17 protein-coding genes are annotated in these 22356 nt (G+C 45.7%); 11 read left to right on the top strand and 6 right to left on the bottom strand.

The window, feature by feature from the left end:
• Window positions 1-34 precede the first annotated feature (34 nt).
• From C1S74_RS18490 to C1S74_RS18480, 3 genes are all read left to right on the top strand, one after another.
• On the top strand, window positions 35-421 hold the full coding sequence (locus C1S74_RS18490; RefSeq protein ID WP_045396679.1) for a hypothetical protein: 387 nt from the start codon (window positions 35-37) through the stop codon (window positions 419-421).
• 485 nt (window positions 422-906) lie between these two features.
• Window positions 907-2280: a DUF1254 domain-containing protein gene (locus C1S74_RS18485; RefSeq protein WP_208624117.1), complete on the top strand. Its 1374-nt coding sequence runs from the start codon at window positions 907-909 to the stop codon at window positions 2278-2280.
• Window positions 2281-2829: 549 nt separating this feature from the next.
• Window positions 2830-5952: a hydrogenase expression protein gene (locus C1S74_RS18480; RefSeq protein ID WP_045396677.1), complete on the top strand. Its 3123-nt coding sequence runs from the start codon at window positions 2830-2832 to the stop codon at window positions 5950-5952.
• Between the two features lie 180 nt (window positions 5953-6132).
• Here the strand turns inward: C1S74_RS18480 and C1S74_RS18475 are convergent, their stop codons facing one another.
• The 4 genes from C1S74_RS18475 to C1S74_RS18460 form a co-directional block, all read right to left on the bottom strand.
• The gene (locus tag C1S74_RS18475) at window positions 6133-7122 is read right to left on the bottom strand and encodes a polysaccharide lyase family 7 protein (protein WP_045396675.1); all 990 of its coding nucleotides are present in this window, start codon (window positions 7120-7122) and stop codon (window positions 6133-6135) included.
• Window positions 7123-7186: 64 nt separating this feature from the next.
• Window positions 7187-9376 (bottom strand): heparinase II/III domain-containing protein, encoded by a 2190-nt coding sequence (locus C1S74_RS18470; protein ID WP_045396672.1) that lies wholly within the window; start codon window positions 9374-9376, stop codon window positions 7187-7189.
• Window positions 9377-9383: 7 nt separating this feature from the next.
• Window positions 9384-9932 carry an acyltransferase gene (locus C1S74_RS18465; protein ID WP_045396670.1) on the bottom strand — a complete coding sequence of 183 codons (549 nt, stop codon included), beginning with the start codon at window positions 9930-9932 and terminating at the stop codon, window positions 9384-9386.
• Between the two features lie 39 nt (window positions 9933-9971).
• Window positions 9972-11759: a sodium:solute symporter family transporter gene (locus C1S74_RS18460; protein ID WP_045396668.1), complete on the bottom strand. Its 1788-nt coding sequence runs from the start codon at window positions 11757-11759 to the stop codon at window positions 9972-9974.
• 176 nt (window positions 11760-11935) lie between these two features.
• Here C1S74_RS18460 and C1S74_RS18455 point away from each other — a divergent pair, with 176 nt between their 5' ends.
• The 8 genes from C1S74_RS18455 (at window position 11936) to C1S74_RS18420 (ending at window position 20555) form a co-directional block, all read left to right on the top strand.
• Window positions 11936-12865, top strand: a complete 930-nt coding sequence (locus tag C1S74_RS18455; protein ID WP_045396666.1) for a LysR family transcriptional regulator — start codon at window positions 11936-11938, stop codon at window positions 12863-12865.
• Between the two features lie 177 nt (window positions 12866-13042).
• Window positions 13043-13288 carry a DUF3297 family protein gene (locus tag C1S74_RS18450; RefSeq protein WP_005374689.1) on the top strand — a complete coding sequence of 82 codons (246 nt, stop codon included), beginning with the start codon at window positions 13043-13045 and terminating at the stop codon, window positions 13286-13288.
• Between the two features lie 227 nt (window positions 13289-13515).
• Window positions 13516-14220 (top strand): ABC transporter ATP-binding protein, encoded by a 705-nt coding sequence (locus C1S74_RS18445; protein ID WP_045396663.1) that lies wholly within the window; start codon window positions 13516-13518, stop codon window positions 14218-14220.
• Window positions 14207-16690, top strand: coding sequence for an ABC transporter permease (locus tag C1S74_RS18440; RefSeq protein WP_045396660.1), 2484 nt, complete (start codon window positions 14207-14209; stop codon window positions 16688-16690). The genes C1S74_RS18445 and C1S74_RS18440 overlap by 14 nt, the downstream gene beginning before the upstream one ends.
• The gene (locus C1S74_RS18435) at window positions 16690-17835 is read left to right on the top strand and encodes a lipocalin-like domain-containing protein (RefSeq protein WP_045396658.1); all 1146 of its coding nucleotides are present in this window, start codon (window positions 16690-16692) and stop codon (window positions 17833-17835) included. Before C1S74_RS18440 ends, C1S74_RS18435 begins: the two co-directional genes overlap by 1 nt.
• Window positions 17836-17925: 90 nt before the next feature.
• Complete coding sequence (locus C1S74_RS18430; RefSeq protein ID WP_045397603.1) at window positions 17926-18780, top strand: helix-turn-helix domain-containing protein; 855 nt, start codon at window positions 17926-17928, stop codon at window positions 18778-18780.
• An 83-nt stretch (window positions 18781-18863) separates the two neighbouring features.
• Entirely contained in the window at window positions 18864-20216 is a 1353-nt protein-coding gene (locus C1S74_RS18425; protein ID WP_045396656.1) for an MATE family efflux transporter, read from the top strand.
• 66 nt (window positions 20217-20282) lie between these two features.
• On the top strand, window positions 20283-20555 hold the full coding sequence (locus tag C1S74_RS18420; RefSeq protein ID WP_045396654.1) for a DUF2999 family protein: 273 nt from the start codon (window positions 20283-20285) through the stop codon (window positions 20553-20555).
• Window positions 20556-20661: 106 nt separating this feature from the next.
• Here C1S74_RS18420 and C1S74_RS18415 read toward each other — a convergent pair whose 3' ends face one another.
• Window positions 20662-21249 carry a GNAT family N-acetyltransferase gene (locus tag C1S74_RS18415; RefSeq protein ID WP_045396652.1) on the bottom strand — a complete coding sequence of 196 codons (588 nt, stop codon included), beginning with the start codon at window positions 21247-21249 and terminating at the stop codon, window positions 20662-20664.
• Between the two features lie 91 nt (window positions 21250-21340).
• Window positions 21341-22210 (bottom strand): helix-turn-helix domain-containing protein, encoded by an 870-nt coding sequence (locus tag C1S74_RS18410; protein ID WP_045396650.1) that lies wholly within the window; start codon window positions 22208-22210, stop codon window positions 21341-21343.
• Between the last annotated feature and the right edge of the window lie 146 nt (window positions 22211-22356).

The following is a 22356-nucleotide window of genomic DNA, read 5'->3' as shown; positions in this document are numbered from 1 at the left end:
CATCAAATTCAACTGCAAAATTTATGGAAGACTTATGCACCCAATGAAGCAAGACACGCTGACCTACTTTGATGATTTGAACTACAACGTGATGGCGCAAACCGAAGAGGTTTACGATCTCAAACAAAACCGTACGGGTTTAACCGTTGAGCTTAACTTCTTTGCACTTGGTAAAGGCGAATTACCCACAGAAAGCGAGCAAAGAACCGATAAGAAGCTGTATTTCCTCGATATTAAAGACATCGAGGAGATTGGCTTTGAAACGCTAGAGCCTTTCGTTGATGGGCTGGGTGAGCATTGTTCGATGGTGGTATTTGAAGAGGAATTCTTCGAACAAAGTATGAAAGAGATGTGGATGTTTCTATCAAACGATCCTCGTGAACGTGATGTGTTCAACGACAGTAAATTTTATCTAGCCTAAACTAAATATCGCACCTATATACCCAAGTGACTTCAAGATGCAGGGTCCAGCGCTTTGCCACTGATTCAGTTCAAGGAAAACAGCACAGTATAAAGGCCAGCTCTTTCCAAGATGTTTGACAACACTATTTATTTAACGAAGAACGCGGCTCAGTGACAAGCTCCCAAAGGGCGAGTGGTCTTGGCTCGCATACTTTGTTGCCAATTTTTGATTTAGAACCACTAGATCTTCAAATACTCGCCGCGTCTGCAAACCAAGTCATTCTCGCTGAACCAAGTATCTCGGGGTTACTTGGGTATAACAAGTCCTCTTAATTCCATTTGGTAATTATCTAAATACCTTAAATTCATTTCTTTCAAATCCGAAGAGTCGATAAATTTCAGCTATCCTTTGATGGCGTTCTCGTTCATAAAAACACTCATTATTGTCGTGTAAAGCTATGAGGGCTATCTCTCAATATACTTAATATTAAGGAATGATTTGTTATGAGTTTACTCTTAAATATTGGTAAGTGGATGGTGCCACTTTGCCTTTTTTTCGGCATAGCATCACCTACCTATGCACAATCATCTATAGATAACAAAACGATCCAAGAAAATGCCAAAGAGGCTTATATTTTCACCTTTCCCCTAGTCATGAATTATCGAACAATGTATGCACAAGCGATCGAAAATGGAAGTTTCGGTCAATGGCTACACCTTGATTTGTCCTCTCCAAAAGATACCGATATTGTTACCCCAAACAATGACACTCCATACTCTTACGCGTGGGTTGATGTACGCTCTGAACCTTGGGTGCTGACAACGCCAAAAATCGAAGATGAACGTTTCTATACCAGTCAATGGGATGACCTTTGGGGTTACGTGTTAGATAATGCTGGTTCTGTTATTGATGGAAATAGTGGGTATTCGTATCTACTCGCCTCTCCTTCTTGGAAAGGGGAAACACCTAAAGGAATAAAACGTGTAATTCGAGGGGAAAGCGACTTTTTAGGCACTCTAACTCGAACGCAAGTCCTTGGTGGAAAAGAAGACATAAAACGAGTTAAAGAGATTCAAAGCCAATATAAACTTCAACCTTTGAGTGAGTTTCTTGGTCAAAAAGCGCGAGCTGCAGCGATACCAATCACGTGGCCTAAATGGACTGAAGGTGATGAGACTTCTGTGAAGTTCTTTGAATACGCAAGCTTTTTACTTAAATTTACTTCCCCACACGATGAAGATAAAGCTATGTATAAAAAGCTCTCTAGTCTAGGTATCGAAGCCAACAAACAATGGGAAGCTAAAAACGTAGATCCAGAAACACTCAAAGCGATTGAAGCGGGTATTGCAGATGCTCGCAAAGAGCTAGAGCAACGCTCAGAGCAATCCTTCGACCCCGCACTTTTCTTCAATAATCGTGAGACAATAAGTACCGACTATCTTAACCGAGCTCTTGGCGTTTACGTGGGTATTTTTGGAAATACAACACAGCAATCTGTTTATTTTACCGAAGTTCGGGATATTAATGGTGATCTTACGGATGGCAGCAAACATGACTACACGGTCACTTTTGAGGCAGGGCAGCTTCCACCAATTAAATACTTTTGGTCTTATACTATGTACCGACTACCTGAGCGTTGGTTAGTTGATAACCCTATAGATCGTTACTCAATCGGCAGCTCAACGCCGGGCCTAAAAGAAAACGAAGATGGCTCAGTCACTATATACGTCTCTAAAAAATCACCGGGGAAAGATAAAGAAAGCAATTGGTTACCCGCTCCTAACGGGCCTTTCTGGATGGTTTTAAGAACCTACGGCCCTAAAGACAACATTCGCGATAGCTGGAAGCAGCCACCTTTTGTCCCTGTGACAGAGTAAATATCACGCCCAATTCTGCTTACAAATGATGTCCTAGTGTAATGATTCACTAGGACATCTTCAAAGGAGCGTAAAAATATTGGGGGCTATTCACCACTTTGGTCCCTTCATTTTTATCTCCCTCCCTTCCGCAGGCCACAATGAAATCTGTCCTAAAACGCTTATTTTTATTCGTATTAGCAATCCATTTTATTCACTTAACGAATGCCTTCACTCCCAACCAACACCATAACTCAAGCAAATACTCTAGAAATCAATAATTGAAATCAATATTCACTCAAATCAATAAATTAACCGCCCATAAACATCTAGATGCATACGATGTTTTTTTTCTGAATACGTATTCCATTTTTGAGTGATTTGCTTTTATTTGTAACTAAATGTAAGCAAAAAATAATGGTGATTTCGGCAGTGGTTTGATAACGGAGTTGCTATTTTCTTCGCATTGTTTGCTGAGTTCTGAAAGCTCCCGCCGGAAATCCCCCACCAATAAAAACGCAACATGGACAGTCACTTAGCGTTTTATGCGTGAGTGACGAGGATTCAATCATGAAAAAGAAAACAATCAGTTTAATGGTAACGGCAGCGTTGATGAGCTCCCAATTGTTATTGCCGACATACGTACTTGGGGCGACACAAGACAGCATCGCAATAGCAGCTCAAAGCGAATCGGTATCCACAACGTTAACGGTCCCACAAGTTGGCGAATGGTACTCACAAGCACAGGTCGATTTGAAGAATGTTTCAGGTCAACAATTAGACTTGGCTGACGCTGAAATTTGGGTAAGTTCGGACAAAGACGCGACGGTTAACAGCTCATGGGGCGCACCTTTTAATGTCAGTAGCCCAGCACCTAATACGTTTGTATTTACTCACGATAGTACGTCACAACTATTAAACGACGGTCAAACGGCTCAACTTTTCTTCGGCCTAAACGCGACCAATGGCGACTTTATCGACCAGAGTGATGTTCATGTTGAGAAGGTCATCATCAAGAACGACCCTGCCCTTCAGGGCAAAATAACCCTCCAAGCACCAAATGCTCCACACACCAGTCTAACTGCGGCTTCCGTTTTGGTTGAAAGCGAAAACTACAGTGAAACCGTGTCTGTACCGTGGGGAGGTAGCTTTGTTCTTGACCACCTAAAAGATGGCGAATACCAAGTCACCGCGCAGGATGTGTCTAGCGAAATGGGGATTGCGAATGCATCCTCGCCGACGTCAACGGTGACGGTAGACAGCGATGCCACGCAGCCAAGTGTTGATGTCCAGTATGATGCTTTTGTGTATTACGCGACACTAGCACTAACAATGCCTGCTCTTGACGATGTTTCTGGCAGCCTAACCACAGATGCGACCGTCCGTATGGCGGGCAGCGATGAGATTGAACGCAACCTTGTGGTGCCATTTGGAGCCGAGCTAGACATCAACAAATTACTTGATGACCACAAATACGACCTCTCATACTCACCAATTACGGTGAACAACGTGCTTTACCAACCGAGCGACAATCTCGATGTATTAGTGAACAAGGACACTACCACAAAAATAACCACAAACATTGTTGAAAACCCAATCGCGACTGATGGTTTCCGCACAGTACAAACTAGTCTTGTCGACTTACCTCAAGAAGCAATGCCAATCTTACTGAACCTTGTCGCGAAAGATGGCTCAAGCCGCTACAGCTATGAGATCGCAAGCTCGTCATTTACCTTGCCTGATGACGTTAAGCCAGGCGAATACGACGTCCAAATCGATTCAGTATTCGCTGGCGAAACCCGCTATGCGTATGATGGTGATGAGTCCGTCTCAGTGCCACAAGGTGACGCTCCGTTGTTGCTTACGCTACCGTTTCGTGAAGCGATGAGCCTTGCAGTAAAAGGCTTCCCAGATTACGTAGCAAATGGCACGGTAACCAATGACAGTGAACAAACCACAACCGAAATTGGCGCAACCAAAGTCAATGCTATTTTCAAATACGCGGGGTTAAGTGGGTCTGGTGATCCGGGTGTGATTTTAGAAAAAGACAAACTACCACTGCACAATACTTACGCAAACGCACAAAGCGCCTCCCAGCTTTCTGGTCATCACGTTTTGCCTGTCATGGTGGTTTACACGGCGAACGCAAGTGGCGGCGCAAGTTGGACTGATTTGGTCGATAACGATCTGCTCTACATGCACTACGCGACCTTTATTACCCAAGCTATTGCAGCACAAGAATACGCTGCGGGCGATGGCAGTTCGCCAATGTCTTTCGTTCTCAACCCGGATTTCCTTGGTGAATTGCAGAAAAACCCAAGTCATGTGGACGATTTGAACCAAGCGGGCTCAATAGATGTGAATGCTCAACTCGCTCGCGCATTGGACTACATGAAGACCACTTACGGCTATCAACCACCTGTTGCGGTTCCTGAATTCGAGAACACGCTAAAAGGCTACATTGCGTCACTCAACTTCATCATGAATGGCCTGGCGGAAGACGTTACCTACGGTTGGCAAATCAACCTGTGGGCGGTAGGCTCAGCAAACTGGATTCACCAAACCGAAGACCCGTCGAGTGACAAAGGACAAGAAGTCGCAAACTTCGTCAACTCACTTGATGTTTACACTGGCGCTTACAAACCGGATTACATTGTGTTCGATAAATACGAGCGCGACGGTTTTGGTTCAGAAGCAATTGCTAATTACGCTTATAACGCCACCAGCTGGACTCGTTATCTATCGTATGTCAAAACCATCAGTGACGGCGTTGAGTCTCCAGCGATGATTTGGCAAATTCCAGGCGGCCACATGCCAACGCAAGAAGAAGGCAATAGCCTAATCAATGTTGAACATGAAGCCTCTGGCGGATCTTACTTTATGGGTGATGCGCGAATTGGTTCGGACATCAGCACCATCCGTACTGGTCTGCTCGACAAACAGCTCAGCTCAGCAACCTACAACGGCGCAAGTAATGTACGTGAACTGCTTGAGAAAGATGACGGCTACGATTGGTCTCAAGTGGCAATGCATAACTTACCTAAGAGCAACGTATTTGCACTCTTGTGGGGTGGAGGTTCTACCACGGCGGTTGTTTCCATCGGTTCTAACGGCACCGACAATGGTTGGCTAGATAACAAAGTTGATGCTTACGCCCAGAACCCCGCTTGTTTGGTTGGTAACGATTGTGATGGTTCAATCTGGGGCGGAGATGGTGGCGATAAACCACCTGTCGACAACCACACTCCAACCGTGTCACTCACTTCGAGTTTTCAAGTCAACAGTGGTGAAAGCGTGACAATCACGGCCGATGCGGCCGACCCTGATGGTGATGTGATCAGCTACCAATGGACGGTTCCAGCAGAGTTAACCGTTGTTGGCGATACCAACAGCGACACCTTGGTTGTGACTGCGCCGGTGACCGATCCTGATTTAACTTTCTCGATTTCGCTGGATGTTTCAGATGGCGAGTTAAGTGCCACAGATTCCACCACACTGAAAGTCGTTGGTGACAACAGCAGCGGCGGTGACGGGATTTGTGCCGATGTTCCAGAGTTCGAGCAAAGACAATATCAACCAGGGGAACAAGTCACTTATCAAGGTAACTTATATAAAGCAGATCGTTGGACAGATTCCACGCTCACCCCTGCCGATCCATACGCAGGTTGGACGTTAGTTGGCAGTTGCTCGTAAGCAAAGCCTGATAGAAATAACCTGAATGAGCATTAAAGATACCGCCGGAATTGGCGGTATCTTTCTGTTTTCATAATATCGGTCACCTTAGTTTCACTGACATTACTGGCTGCTGATTTTTTACCCTCAATACAGAGCAATGGCTTAACAACCTTAACATCGTGATATTAAGGTTCTTGCTTAGTGCTCAAGATCGAGTTGGTAGAAACTAACCTGAGTATAGTCCCCTGCCTCAATCCCTTCGTTCTTACAACGCACTACACCCGTATTGCATTGATTGTATGCACCCGCTTTGAAGAAGAACCATTCATTTTTATATCCAGCGTCGTACTTATTACCGAGGTAATGTCCTTTCGCTAGGTCAATCGCAAAGGAACGAGTGATAGGCGCTTTGCTCTCCAAGTTTTTCGTGAACTCGAGATACATAACATCACCATCGACTTGGATATCGTAAGAGAACTTCTCTCCGAGTTTGATTCCATCTGTAGGTTCTGGCTCACCAAATCGAATTTTGGCTTTGCCGAAAACGTTGTGAGAAATATCTAAACGGCGGTGGTAATCATCTCCTAATGCGTTATTTTCATAATTCCAATAAACCGACCCATATTCTTGATCTGGTAATTTGCGGTAAAAGATTTTAAGAGGTTCATTCGTTCCTGCATGAATCTGCCCAATGACAACAGAGAAAGAATCATTATGACGATGGTCACCGCTTTGGCTGACATGGTCGACGGCGAGCTTCGCACTCATTTTTCCACCAATTGCACCAAACTGCTCAGCATCGGGGTGCGAAGCAAGAACAAAATTATTCGCAGGTTCATAAGGATCAATCGACGCATTATCTGAAATTAGAGCATGAAGCTCTGATCGAGCATTGCTCGAATTCGGTGTCGTCATCGCTTTATTCGGCGCCGCAAATACCATTGCACCACTCTCTTTATCGGTATAAAACCATGGCGCATGTTGGTAGCCTTCATTCAACTCGGTTTTAGAGATTTCCATCACTTTACCTTTACGCTCAGGTTTCGTGTCTTCCATCGGTATCACTATTTTCCATTTGGACAAATCAAAGTTTTCAGATGGTGCTTTACTTGGATCAAGTTGCGCCATCGCATGAGAAGAAATCGCCGAAATGGTCAACGCTAGTAGGGTTTTAGAAGTAATATGCATTGTTGTTTCTCTTTATCGTTATATTAAAAATCCGCCACGATAAAGTTGCAGCGGATTTGGGATATCACTGAGGTTGAAGAAGACGTTCCTTGGTTCCTAGACGAAGAAGCAAACCATTCCACTCGATAGCAGCCCCCTCTTCATCAAGATGACAAATCAAGTCCACTTCTTTTACACAACTCATAAGTACACGATGAGTCAAACGTGCCGGTAACTTCCATTCAAGATGGTTAATTTGCTTCTGAGCATCCGATTCCACATCACCATAAAAACCATCAGCGTCATTGATTTCAGGAACAAACTGAGGGCTGCTCAATTCCTCTCCAGTAACCTGAAGTGTGTACTCAAGATTGCCTTGAAGAAGTCGAGTAGTATCAGTCCCAAACTCGACTTGGCTCGGGGTATGCAGACGCCATTGAACATCTCTAGCCTCAGTTAGCTCTAAATCATCAAAAACCACCATTCCTTTGTCTGCGACTTGAACAAGCGTTCGCCAGTAATGTTTGCAGCCCACATAAGCCTCGGTTAAATCAAGAACAACGTAGTTGAAGTCAGCGTCGTTTTGCTGCTTGATTAACTGAGCAACACCAGAAGGGCAATCCAGCTTTTGTCCCATTCCAGCAACCAAAGGTAAGTTGTGCGCTTGAGTGGTCCGAGTCCACAAACTGTGATGTTGGCTACCGAATCGATAACCATAACTACCACTTGGCGTTAAGATATTTTGTCCACGGTCGACCAAAGCAAAGTTACCTTGGTCAGCATGACGGTGTGAGCTATTGCCAAATTGACTCGCGCGGTAATACAAAGCCATCTTGCTTTTCGACAACTTACCAAGGCCAGCATACGAGTAGTAAATATGCGCTAAGTCACTCGAACATTCGTCGACGCCATCAGTCATCTCCCGATGGTTTAACTGCGGTATTGTCGGTACAACATCTAGTAAATGCAGTTTGTAAGACTGGATGTCATCCTCTAACACATTGTCCAAATGACGCGCGGCCTGATCGCCGTAGCGTTGTGCGTAAATACGCAATGGATTCTGAGCAAAGAAGCCCGGCCACTCTTTACCTTCACGTTGACACCAAAAGCCGTCCCCAAATGGGTGAATACGTTCTTGAGTTGCGACAAAATCCATCGCAAATTTGACGTAGTTTTTGTAAAACGGATGATTGTAGAAAGAGAATCCGCTCAAACGTTCCACTGCTAAAAAGAACGGATGATGCCACTTGGTGTAAGACGACGAATAGAATGGCCCTTCTACCCAACTGCCATCTTCGCCTCCATAAAATGGCAAGACACCTCGATAAATCATCAATGCGTAATTCAACCAACGTTCACATGTGGTGATATCAAACTCTTTATGCAAAGTAAGAGCAGCGATACCTAAGTACGCTGGAAGTCTTGATGTATGAGAGTGCCCAGGAAATTGCTTAAATTGATCTTGTTCTAACCTTTCTTCCATTTGAAACGCTAAACGAACCAATAACGGACGAACAAAATCGCGTTCTTCCTCTGTCAATAAAGGCGTCAGCCAGTGGTAAGCAAGATATAGGTTTCTCGCCAAAGACAAACCGACCTCATCTCCCCATGTGCAAGGGCGAAGCAAAGAGGCTGGCCCCTCTGGACTCCACTCGGCAAGGCGCAGTAACACCTGACAAGCTTGATGACCCGCAGTTTCATCACCCCAAATTCGATAAAGTAACGTTAAGGCAATCAAATCCCGGTCAATCCAATTACGTACATTCGCAATGGCTGTGCGCTTCCCTTCTTCCAAACCTCTGCGATAGTGATTTGGGTACTGAATGGCTTCAATATCAATGCCTTCAACACTTGCAGCAAGTTTCCGTCTGCACTCTGAGGACGCATTTTGTATCACGGGGATATCCGCATCAAAATAGAGTAAGAACTGGTCATGCCCATCACATAAAGCGAACAACTCTTTCGCCGATGGTGCTAAGTACGCCTCGGTCTCCGCTTCAATAGAGAACTCGTTCCAGAGAGAGAACTCGCCACTTTGCTCACACTTTACTCGCCAACGGTAGTTGCCCTGTTCAAGAGGAAAGTCCAACTGCATCGGAGACTGGACACGCTCCCAAGACCATGATTTTTTCTGGTCCACGGCCTCTAATTCAATGCGATACAGTGCTTCATAACGCTCATGTGGCCAATTAAAACTTGGCGGGTTTACCACAACAGAGTGCTTTGTTGGTGACGTAAATAACTGAAAGTCATGCTTTCTTGTTAGGGGTAACATTTATTGCTTACTCCTTATTAAACCAGTGATATTGGCCTGACTCAGGGTCAATGCGACCAACCTGTTTAGCTGGCGTACCAGCAACTATCGCATAGGGAGGGATATCTGAAGTAACCACGGAATTTGCACAGACAAGTGCGCATTCACCGACTGTCGTTCCAGGTGTAATAACAACACCAGTGGTAAGCCATACTCCTCTTTGAATGACAACTTTCCCCGCCTCCCAGCAACTGCGCCCACTGAAACAATTCGTCACTGGGTCAAACACATGGTTGCCAGCAACAATAGAGACGTGCGGACCAATCGCGACATCTTCGCCAATGACGACGTCACCATTGATGTAGCTGTACAAACCAATATAGCTGCGTGGACCTATCTGGTTCTCACCAATACGAACGATGGCTCCCGGCGCAATACGCACGTTTTCATTCGTGAAACCAAGAATTTGAGCACGAGCTTCATCATCCTGCTTGTTGTTGCTTTGGGTGGTATATAAGGTGAATTTGCGAAACTCTTCATCGGTGAGTTCGCCGCCAAACTTTTCTTGTACAGACATAGTGAGTTCCTAAGGCTGAACGAATTCAGCCCATTTTAATTAAGCATTATTTGTTGCAGAGACGTGATTTACTGAACGGTTAGCTCTTTTTGAAGCAATGAGAAGTAAGCCACCAATTCCACCAATGATCAGTGCAACAATCACAAACAACATACGTCCCCACATTGGGTTTGGAATAAGGACCAACATCGAAAGGAACACCGCTGCAATCAGAAGCATTTTCCCAAGCATATCGCGCTGTTTGTTGTCCATTGCAATGCTTGTTGCGTTGTCTTCAACCACGACTTCAGTATCAACATTGGTAAAGAAACGATTTACTTCAGCTTCTCGCTCCGGAGCATGTCCTTTATAGAAGAACTGAGAGAGAACGAAAAACGGCAAAGTAATCGACATATGACCAACCACGCCCAGCGTCACTGATTTCATTTCCGCAAATTCACGTGCCGATAGAGGTTGATCAAGCCCGAGAATGCTTTGCAACATCTCTGGAGTGATGACAAACGCAATGATAGATGAGACCACCATACCGACTAAGATTGTGCCCCAACCAGCCCAATCTGGCGTTTTTCTGATGAAGAAACACATGATCGATGGAATAAGAACGGGGAACCCTACCAAAGTACCAACAAGCATCATTAGGTCGAAAAGACCAAATTGCTTCAATGAAGTAAGGAACAGAGCAGAAATGATAATGATGATTCCGAACGCGGCAGTAAGTACTCGGCTCGCATTCATTAATTTGGCTTCTGTTGCGTCTTTACAGAAATAAGGTTCGTAAACGCTTTTTAAAATAATTCCCGCGTTACGGTTTAATGCAGAGTCCATCGATGACATCGTTGCAGCGAACATAGCAGCTAACATCAATCCAACCATCCCGACTGGCATCTCATTCTTAACGAACATGTAGTATGTTGCGTCTGCAACTTTGCTGCCTAAACCTTCAAGCCCCCAAGTGCTGGTATCCGGATAATTCCCCGCGACAAACCAAGCAGGTAGGAACCACATCAAAGGACCAATGATCATCAAACTGCATGCTAACAGTGCAGCTTTTCGAGCATTCTTAGTGTCTTTTGATGCAATAAATCGATAAGAATCCACCATGTTGTTGGTGCTAAAAAACTGCTTAACAAAAATACAGATAAACCAACCAACAAATAGATATGAATAGCTGTACCCCTCGCCGATGAGTTGCTGTGTCGGTAAACCAACTTCAAGTAAGTTGCCAACACCGCCTGACTTCCAGATGGCAACCATCGCGGCAATAAACGTCATAACAGTGATGATGATCATCTGCATAAAGTCTGAAGCGATAACCGCCCAACTGCCACCAACCAAAGAAATGAAAAGAACAACGAGCCCTGCACCGACAATGGTTTGTTCTAGAGGAACACCGATTACAGCGCTAGTGAAAACGGCTAAGCCATTCAGCCAAATCGCGGCTTGTAGCACGCTAAGGGGAACGTTAGCCCACGTGAAAACTTGTTCATTAACACGCCCAAGACGTAAACGTACACCTTGTATCGGGCTGATCACGCGCATTTGTCTGGCTTTCGCCGCAAAGAATAGATAGTTGATAAAATAACCAAGGGCGTTAGCGAAAAAAACAATCGCTACTGACATACCACTGGTTAATGCTTTGCCCATCAAACCAGTGAATGTCATGGCACTCAGCGCCATCATGAAGGCACTAGAGCCAACCATCCACCAGAGCATCTTACCGCCACCGCGAAAGTACTCGCTTGTGTTCTCCGAGGCAGAGCGAAACACCCAACCTAACCCGATAAGAAAGGCGAAGTATCCTAAAACTATGATTACATCGATGTCCATTTTCCGTTTCCTGTTTTTGTAGGGAGGTACACACATCTCATGCTGTTCGACACGTTCTCGTCGACATGTTTTAGAAACAACTGAGACTTACACCATAAACAAAACTAAACGGACTTAAAGAAAGTTGGAAATAGTATTAATGTATAACAATAATACAAAGAAAAAATGAGCACCCGATGGACCTAAAAACACTGACCACTTTTGTCACAGTAGCGCGCTTAAAGAACTTCACAGCCGCCGCTCGAGAACTTCACACGGTGCAGCCCACCGTGTCTCGTCATATTTCCGATCTGGAAAATGAACTGCAAACAAAACTGTTTGATCGTACGACCCATCAGGTGGATCTGACCCCGTCAGGAGAACGATTACTGCCAGAAGCACTGCATATCATCGAAAATGATCAGCGAGTAAAATCCGTGATCAAACAAATCGATTCTGATGAACATCAGGAAATTAAGGTAGGGTATCTCGCTACGGCTTGCACTTTTTTCCTTCCGGAGCTAATTAACCGCTTTCGCTCCAAGCAACCAAACGTCCAGCTACGCCTTTATGAGATGACACCTGCCGAGCAAATTGAAGCCATAGTCGATAATAAAGTTGATATCATTTTTAGCCGAGAGAGCCATCACTTAAACGAAAGTTATTTTTCTTCTTATCTTGTCTACGAAGACAGTTTGACTGCATTACTCCCCCGAAATCATTCTCTCGCCTCTAAAAAGCGTATCGATATTGATGACCTCCACAATGAAAGCCTCCACCTGTTTCATCGCAATGAGTGGCTAGGGGTTTATGAGAGAATCATTCGAGTTTGTAGGGAAAACGGCTTTGCTCCCAATGTTGTTGGGAATCCGATGAATATGCGTCACTTGGTTACCACCATCTCTTCTGGATTAGGCATCTCCATCGCTCCGGGATGCATTAAGTTTATTGCAGATGGCAGTTGTGTGTGCAGACCAATCAATCAAATCGATATTCAATTACCTTTAACGGTCTATTTCCGTAAACACAACAAAAGCCGTATTGTCGATGAATTTGTTTCACACACCATTGCTCAAAGTGTAGACATTCAAGCGATGCTTCAAGGTGAGATAGCGACCAGTGATTGAGTGTTTAACCAAGTCGACAAACCAAATTACAGTTATCACAGGTCACGTTTAAGCCTTGTTCATGGAATGGCATCTTATTGCCGTGTAATCTCCGCAAAACTCGCTACAATTCTTGAACACTCGCCTTGCACTGACTACAATGGCGCACTTTTTTTACGGACTTCAAGGTCACACAACATGACAGATACAGCTAAACCAGCTCTACCAGATCGCCTAGCGGGTAACCCACGTAGCCCATTCTTCATCAAAGAATGCTTCGAACACCAAATCGGCATCCGTATTAACGGCCAAGAGCGTACTGACGTAGAAGAGTACTGCATCAGCGAAGGTTGGGTAAAAATTGCTTCACCTAAAGCAAAAGACCGTTTCGGTAACCCAATGCTTATCAAACTAAAAGGCGAAGTTGAAGCGTACTACGTGTAAGCTGTTCAAGTTGAACCAAACGCCAAAAGCTCGAGTCTCACTCGGGCTTTTTTAATATCTGCATCTCCTTCCTTCTATTAATCTATCTCCGGCTCTTTTAAGTACAAGTGATTAAACACTCGCTTTAAATCGCTATCTTTTTCAGTTTGTTGACTAAAGTTTTATAGAACTTACCTTAACGACAGTTGCCAAAAGAAACGACACAACTTGAACCACAAGGAGAGGAAATGGAAAGCCCACTTGTCACACTGAAAAGTGCCAGTAAAAGCTTTGTTGATGGCAAAGAGACCCATCGCGTGTTGGAAAATGTCGACTTCTCCTTACCCTGTGGAGCGAGCATCGCATTAACAGGTGCAAGTGGCTGTGGCAAAAGTACCTTACTCAATGTGATTGCTGGCTTTGAACCGCTTTCCGGTGGCCAATTGTGGTTGGATGGCGATAATGCAGCTGCATGGAAAGATCCACAATGGAGCCTATTCCGCCATCAAAAGCTCGGCGTTATCTTTCAGCAATTCAATTTGTTAACGCCATTGGACGTAAAGCAAAACATCGCCTTCCCACTTCATTTGAATCAACAAAAGTGGAATGACTGGTGTGATTATCTAGTTGATACATTAGGCATCAACGCCCTTCTCGATAGGCATGTTTCTGCGTTATCTGGGGGCCAACAGCAAAGAGTTGCCATCGCACGCGCATTAGCTCATAAACCCAAGCTGTTGCTTGCCGATGAACCAACAGGCAACCTAGACCAAAAGGCCGGGTTAGAGGTGATGAAGCTATTGAGTGAAATCACCACACAGGGTAACACCGCAGTGCTTTTAGTGACGCACAGTCCTGAATGTGCCGAATTTATGCAGATTCGGTTACGTTTGGAGAATGGGCAGCTTGAATTCGGGCAAATAAACCAAGAGCTGCACCATGAAGCAAACTAGGCTCACGCATACCAAGCTCACACTAAACTTATTTACGGCGCACTATCGGCAAGCGCCCCTTCAAGCTGCTGCCATTCTGATTGGCATCGTGCTTGCGGTGACTTTGTTTGTCGCCGTCCAAGCTATCAACCTCAATGCGAAACGTAGCTATGCAGAATCCACCAAGCAACTCAGCGCGCAAGCACAAGATTTGATCATTCCTCCAGCAGGGCAAAACGACTTACCTGAGTCACTCTACTTCACCCTCAGACAAAACGGTTTGAGCGCGGCGCTGCCTGTCATTGAAGGGCGAGTGAGAGATGAACAAGGTCGTCGATGGTCGGTGCAAGGCAGTGAACTGATTGCAGCGCTCACTTCACGAGCTCGTTACTCGACCGATAATGAGCAAGACGTTTCTTTATTCGATAGCGCGTTACCTCTGCCTGAACTTTTGGCAGGTGACCCCATTGTGATGATAAGCCAATCACAGCACCAGAATCTCGGAGAAATAGACACACTGACTCTGGACGATATCAAAACTAAGGTCATTGTATTGCCCGATGAATGGCAGCTAGGTAGCCGCATGTTGATGGATATTGGCTTCGCGCAGCAGTTACTCAACAAACAAGACCAGCTTAGTTACATTGCCATCTTTGATGCCGACCTTGATTCTCGGACCCAATGGCAACACTTGGTTGGGAAGCAGGGGCAATGGATAGCCAACAACCAAAGCACCGATCTTGGTTCGTTAACCGACAGCTTCCACCTCAACCTCACTGCGATGAGTCTGCTCGCATTTTTAGTTGGGCTTTTCATCGCTTACAACGGCGTCAAATACAGCCTGCTCAAACGAAATCGACTATTGGTACAAATCCAGCAAGCGGGCATTGCCCCCGTAGTCGTCTTTTCTGCTCTATTAATCGAATTAACCATTTTGGTCACGCTTGGGGCTTCCCTTGGTTTTGTACTAGGAATGCAACTGAGTCACTGGCTGCACCCTACCGTTGCCCTAACACTGGAACAGCTTTACGGCGCGACCTTGCTTCCCGAAACATGGCAGTGGCAATGGTGGGCACAAGCTCTGTTACTCACCTTAGCCGCAACTTTGCTTGCTTGTTGGCAGCACTTTGAGCAGCGAGTGCGACAACCCCTCTCTTCTCATGGCGGCTTTTATCAAGCGCCAGAAAGGTCCAACGAGAACCAACTGTTCGTTATTGGCATTGTGTTGACGGCTCTCGCGCTCGCAGGGTTATGGCTGAGTGAGCATCATCGCTTCACCATGGCGTGGCTCGGCATACTCATGGTGTCGATTCCTTTGTATCTCCCGAAAACACTCAGCGTATTAGCCCATTGGAGCGAGCAACGCACCAAATCTGGGTTACTCCAATACTTGTTTGCTGAGCTGCGCGAACTGATCTCGCCTCTTTCACTCGCCATGATGGCGTTACTTCTCGCGGTGACTGCCAATATGGGGATGAATACTTTAGTTGGCAGCTTTGAATCGACACTCAAACAGTGGCTCGAACAAAGGTTGCATGCGGATATTTATGTCAGTCCTGCTCAAGGTGAAATTGCCAATGTTGAACGCGCTCTAGAACAGTTCGATAACGTAGAGACCGTTTACAAGCAATACTACGTCGATGATAACTTGCAAGGCTTACCGATTTTGCTTGGTACCAAAGACAAAGACACCTTAGAACAAACCATGGTGTTCAATTCGCATTTGGAAAACTTCTGGCAACGCTTTTACCAAGGTGAGTTAGTCGCCATCAGTGAACCAACCGCGGTCAAACTGGGTTTATCACTGGGTAGCGAGCTTAAGCTTGATGCAATTCCAAATAAGAACCTGCTTGTGGGTGCGATATTCCATGATTACGGCTCACCCAATGGTGAAGTGTTATTGGCACCAAAATTATGGCAAGAGAGTGGCTTTACCGACCTGCCGACAAGCCTCGGCATTAAAGTCTCGGGGGACCCACAAATCGTATACGACCAACTGCGCGAGCAACTGAATCTGCATCCAAGTCAGCTCTACGATCAGGCGCAAATCAAATCCATCGCGTTGGATATATTCTCGCAAACCTTCGCCATTACGCGCGCGCTCAACGGCGTGACGTTGATGGTCGCCGTGATTGGTTTGTTCAGCGCTTGTTTCATGTTGCTCGACGCGCGAAAAGCCGCCATTGCAAGGCTATATGCCCTTGGCGTCAGTCGCCGTAAATTGATGGCAATGGTGGTAGGACAGATCGTCGCTTTGGTCAGCTTTACTCTGGTTATCGCCGTACCGCTCGGTGCCATGGTGGGTTATGTGCTTACAGATATTGTCACCCTGCGCGCTTTTGGTTGGAGCCTAAATTATCTGTGGAATTGGAGTGATGCGCTGAGCATTGCGGCGATCACCATCTTGGTGGCGGTGATTGCAACCTTAATTCCTCTGTGGCGATTGGTCAGCAAACCAGTCGTGTCCAGTCTGCAAAGCGAGGTGCTGTGATGAATCCACTCATTCAAACTTCCGCTCTCGCACTCAGTATTTTAGTCCTTGCTGGCTGCAAAGAGTCCCAACCAAAACAGCAAAGTATGGGCGCATTACTTGGCGGAGATAGAAAGGTCGGAAATCAAATCGACGGCAATGAAACTCAGGCCGATAATCCGTTGTTCACGCCTGTAGTTAAAGGAGTTGAACTCACTTTCCCAGCAGACCATCAAGCGCACCCGAATTTTCGTCATGAATGGTGGTACTTAACCGCTAACTTAATTGATGAAGATGGCAATCCACTTGGCGTTCAATGGACACAATTTCGCTTTGCTGCTGCGCCGCCAACGGCCGAAGATGACGTGAAGAAAACCGATTGGCAAACTCAGCAAATCTATATGGCGCACAGCGCAGTCACTACAACCGATAAACATTACGCCGATGAAAAATGGTCACGTGACCAAGTCTCTCTAGCAGGTGTTGATACTTCTCCATTTCGGGTTTACCTCGATGATTGGCAGTGGACTTCTTCAACCAACGATCTGTTCCCTGCTACATTGAATGCGAACTCCGAACAGTTTGGCTATTCGCTGACTCTTACCAGCAACGCGCCTTATCAAAAGCAAGGCGAGCAAGGTTACAGCACCAAAAGTGCCAATGGTCAGGTGGCTTCGTATTACTACAGCCAACCGTTTATTGATGTCTCCGGTGAAGTCACGATCGACGGCGAAACCCATCAAGTGTCGGGCAAAGGTTGGATAGACCGAGAGTGGAGCTCTCAATTCTTACTCGATTCACAACAAGGCTGGGACTGGTTTGCCTTAAGGTTGAGTGACGAAACCAGCTTGGTGGTGTTCCAATTGCGGGATTCCAAAACCGGACAGGCCAACTATTCGCACGCACGATTGATGCAAAAAGATGGCGAGGGAATCAAGATTGAGCAAAATGAAATTCGCTTAAAACCAACGAAGCAAACCCAAATCGAAGGCAGAGATTACCCAACCGAATGGCTAGTCTCTATTCCTGCTCAGCGAATTGAAGTCACGGTTTCAGCATTCAATCCCAATGCAAAAATGCCACTGTCCGTGCCGTACTGGGAAGGACCAGTAAGTATTGAAGGTTCACATTCAGGTACTGGCTACATGGAGCTTACAGGCTATTAAGCAAGAGAAAAGCGTGCACAATCTTGATTATTCGATTCATAATGATGGCATCATCACCACTAAGAGCTATTGGATGCCATCATGAGCGATATGATTCTGCCAATCCGACAAGTACGACTCAATTTAGGTGAACCGTGTCGAGCGATTGAAGTTTCTCACGATCAAGACGATCCCTTTCTTGAGCCTCATCGCCACGAATATTGGGAATTGGTTTGGTGTAAAGAAGACAAAGGCACGCAAAGCATCGATTTCGTTGAATACGAAAACCGCACCAATCGCTTATTCACCATTGCACCGGGCCAGGTGCACCTGTCTGAGTTTATGGGCAACAATGTCCGCTTGCTGGTGTTTGTACCCGGCTTTGTTGAAACCAACAAACGCAGTACACAACTGGTCGAAAGCGTCTTTGCTACTCACAGCAACCGTCCTCCTTACATTGATTGCAGTGAAGAAGGCATTCCGTACTTAGAGCCTCTGTTCAATATGATCAGAGAAGAATGTGAACGTGGCGAAAAGGAGTGTGATTGGGGCTTGGTGGAGTCACTCATCAACTGCTTTTTACGTTATTTACTACGTTACGCCAAAGCATCAAGCGAGAAAGGCGAACAGCGCGATACACGTGTTGGGCAATTGGTTGAGCTTATCGACCTGCATTACAAAGAAGAGAAAAAGTGCCAGTTCTATGCGTCGAAGCTCGCGCTAACCAGCAAGCGCCTTAACGAGATCGTCAAAGCTGAGCGAGGCAAAACCGTTACCCAACTGATTCATGACCGCATCATGCTCGAAGCCAATCGCGATCTGGTTTTTTCTGTTAAAACTATTAAAACCATCGCCCTTGAATTAGGTTTTGAGGATCCGGCCTATTTTAGCCGTTTCTATCGTAAACAGATGAGTGAATCACCTGCCGAGTTTCGACTCAGATGTGTAGATAGTACAACATTATAAGCGGATAATCCCTTTTCGTACGCCTTGGATGTACTGATAATACCTGAACATAAATTCACCACATTCGGGTATTATTCTATTCCATGGCTATCAATCTAAAAACTGATCCCATTTCAAAATCCTTTTATCAGTATCTATGGCCAGCTCTCACAGGAATGGTGATCAAATCACTTTTCATCATGGGGGATGCCCTATTTATTGGCTTGGGTGTCGGCCCGGATGGTCTTGGCGCTATCGCCCTGATTATCCCACCGTTCTCCATTTTTACCGCCATTGCGATGATGGTCGGTATTGGTGGCGCAGCGAAAATGTCGATAGAAATTGGCAAAGGCAACACCGAGTCCAGTCAGGTGTGGTTCAGCCAATCCATGTTGATTACCACTCTGTTATCAACATTCACAGTGGTTTTCGCACTGATTTGGTTAGATGAACTGATTGCCTTTATGGGGGCGTCAGGCAACTTGGCTCAGCTTGCTCATGATTACCTCATTGTGCTGCTGCCCTTCTTTGTTCTTTACTCGCTTGCTTGGGTACTCTCTTGTTTCGTGCGCAACGACACCAACCCCAAATTAGCGACCTATGCGATGTCAATTGGTGCAATTACCAACCTTGCATTTGATTACCTGTTCATCATTGAAATGAACATGGGAATGAAAGGTGCGGCCTACGGAACAGCCATAGCTCAAGCAGTCATTGCGCTGATTCTGTTGGCCCACTTCGTGCGTAAGAAAGGCTCGTTGCAGCTCAGCCTAAAAGGTATTGGTTTGAGCAAAACCAAAGAGATTTTGAGCATCGGCACACCAACCTTCTTTATCGAAGTAACCTCGGCGATGACTATCGTGTTGTTTAACTACGTGTTGCTATCGCAGTTTGGTGAGAGCCACATCATTGCCTACGGCTTAACCACTAACGTGGGTGTGTTTGCACTGTTTGTGATGGTCGGCATCGCGCAAGCTTGTCAGCCAATCATCAGCTTTAACCATGGTGCGGGTCGCCCAGAACGCATTGATGAGATTCTAAAACTGGGAATAAAAGCAGCCATGGGCAGTGGCACTGTATTCCTTCTAGGCATCTGGTTGTTAGCACCATTGATTGCGGCGATTTACTTAGGTAACGCGAACGACTTAATCCCGATTGCGGCAAGTGCACTGACGTTCTACTTCTTCGGTGTGCCGCTGATGGGGTTGAACATGGTGATTGCCAACCTGTTCCAAGCGATTGCCAAGCCAAAGCAGGCGACGCTGATTTCATTGAGCCGAGGATTTGTATTTGTTGCTATAGGTGTTTTGCTACTGCCTAAGTTCTTCCCGCAAGACGGCATTTGGGCGAGCATTCTCTTCGCAGAAACTCTCACCGCGGTGATCAGTTTGAGCATGTTATTCAACTACCGAAAACGCGCAATGGAGCTAACTGCTTCCTTGGTAAGCAGTTCCTAGTTCAACCAAGCTCAGCCAAATGATAAACTCGGGTTCTATTTCATTCTGTGATTAAAAGGAAATGCGATGAACCCGATTATTGCGCTGCTGAAAGAGAACAATATCAGCGACGAACAAATCAACGAGATTTTTCAGACTCTGACGCAAAACCCTCTAGCGGCAATGGCAACAATCAGCCAACTAGGTTTGCCACAAGACAAACTGCAAATGCTGATGGCGCAAGTGATGCAAAACCCTGCGCTAATCAAAGAAGCCGTAGATGAGCTGGGATTGGATTTCTCAAAGGTTGAAGAAGCAAAAGAGAAGCTTCAAAGCCAAAACCAAAACCAAGGCAACTAAATCTTTGTCGTTCAGTGCTGAATATAGAAAAGGCCGTTAACCCGAGTATTGGGGTTAACGGCCTTTTTGTTAGCCACTATGCTGAGTGATTTCGTTAAGCGGCCGCTTAGCGATTGAAAGACGCAAACTGCTCTGCGGTCATACCGTAGTAAAGCTTGTCGTCAAAGCCTTGCTCTAGCTTGTAATAGTCTTTCTGACGGCCTTCTTGAGTAAAGCCATTTTTCTCAAGAGTCTTGTAAGACCCAGCATTAGACCCGTAGCAATCAGCACTAACTTTATGTGCGTTTAGCTCGGTAAATCCAATCTCCGTCATCATTTGGCAAGCACGGGTTGCAACACCTTTACCCCAAGCACAAACTGGCAGTTGATAGCCTACTTCGTAGTTACCCGCTAAGAACATCACAGATGTGACGGCGCACATCCCCATGTACTTGCCTAGGTGATCGCGAATGACGAACGTCGGGCTGTCCGCCCAAACTCCGTCTTTAATCGCTTGTGCCGTACTCTCGATGATTGGTCCAAAGAAACCTTCAAACAAGCTGTTGTCAGCAGGTGCGAAGAACAGATACTGATTGACCTGATCGTCGTTCAGCATATTGATAATATCTTGTAGATCAGAGCCTTGAATCAGTTGGATAGTCAACGATTCGTTAAATGGGATGGCTTCGCCTTGTTTTAGTGTTTGAAATGACATGTGTTACCTCGTTATCTGCTGAAAATAGTAGCCCAGCGGATAAGAGAAAAATTGGATTTTTGCGACAACTTTCTGGCTGAATAGCAACATATTACAACTCAAAATCGCCATAGATATCGATGGTTAAGTCACGCTTTTTCAAGTACTTGCTCGGCGTTTTTCTTAGCTGCTGTTTGAGGGTACGAATCAAATGCGATTGGTCACTGAAACCAAATTGCTGTGAGAAGCTCGCCCAATCAATCGCTTCTTGTTGCTTGTAGAGCGTCAAAATCATCTGCTCCAGACGTGCCATTTGTTGATACTGCTTAACGCTCAACCCCACCACTTGCTTGAAACTGCGCTCAAGCGTTCTGCGAGAACAGGCGCACTGTTTGGCGATCTCATCAATATCCATCGCTAACTCGGGTGAAAGTAGTGCTTGAGCATCCATCACGGACACCGCTTTTTGCGACACCAAAAACGGTTTGGTACGACAAGGTTCAATATCTAACGCATCTAAATGTCGCTTGATATAGCCAAGCAAACATTGCGGTGAATCTTGCAACTCTAACTCTAGTTGCCATAAACCTTGTTGAAATCGCTCATCAAACGCAGTGTTAAGCCAATCAAACCATTCGCATTGGTTAATTGCGGCGACTTGGGATGCATCACTAAACAGTGACTCAATGGCATGCAAACCCCCTGGGCGAAAGGTGATACCAATACGTTTGATGGGAGCCATATCTTCCAACAACAGCAAATGTTCGTTGGCCGTTAATAAGTGGCAGCCTTTGCCAGCAAGCTTTGTGTCTCCCGTGTCATAGCTGTAGCCTTGCTCTGGTGGCGTAAAGAGTAAATGAGCACGCGGGTTTGGAATAAGGTGCGGCTTGGGGTCAATGACTTCACCCTCTGGCACTTCCAAGTACCAAACTTGATGAATGAGCCATTCGTACTCTGGCAGAGACTGTTTCCAAGCTATCATGATTGTCCTAGCGGTTAGTAAAGATAATAAGCGCAACGTTTTTGCTTAAACATCTGCTCGTTAAGTGTGACTGATTGACGCTAATCTCGCCACGCATTTCTCACCCTGCTCCCTTGCAAGCTTGTTGGATTACGGTAGGCTTTGAG

The sequence above is a fragment of the Vibrio hyugaensis genome (assembly GCF_002906655.1).
Taxonomy (GTDB): Bacteria; Pseudomonadota; Gammaproteobacteria; order Enterobacterales; family Vibrionaceae; genus Vibrio; species Vibrio hyugaensis.
This window is presented reverse-complemented; position numbering and strand designations above follow the sequence as displayed.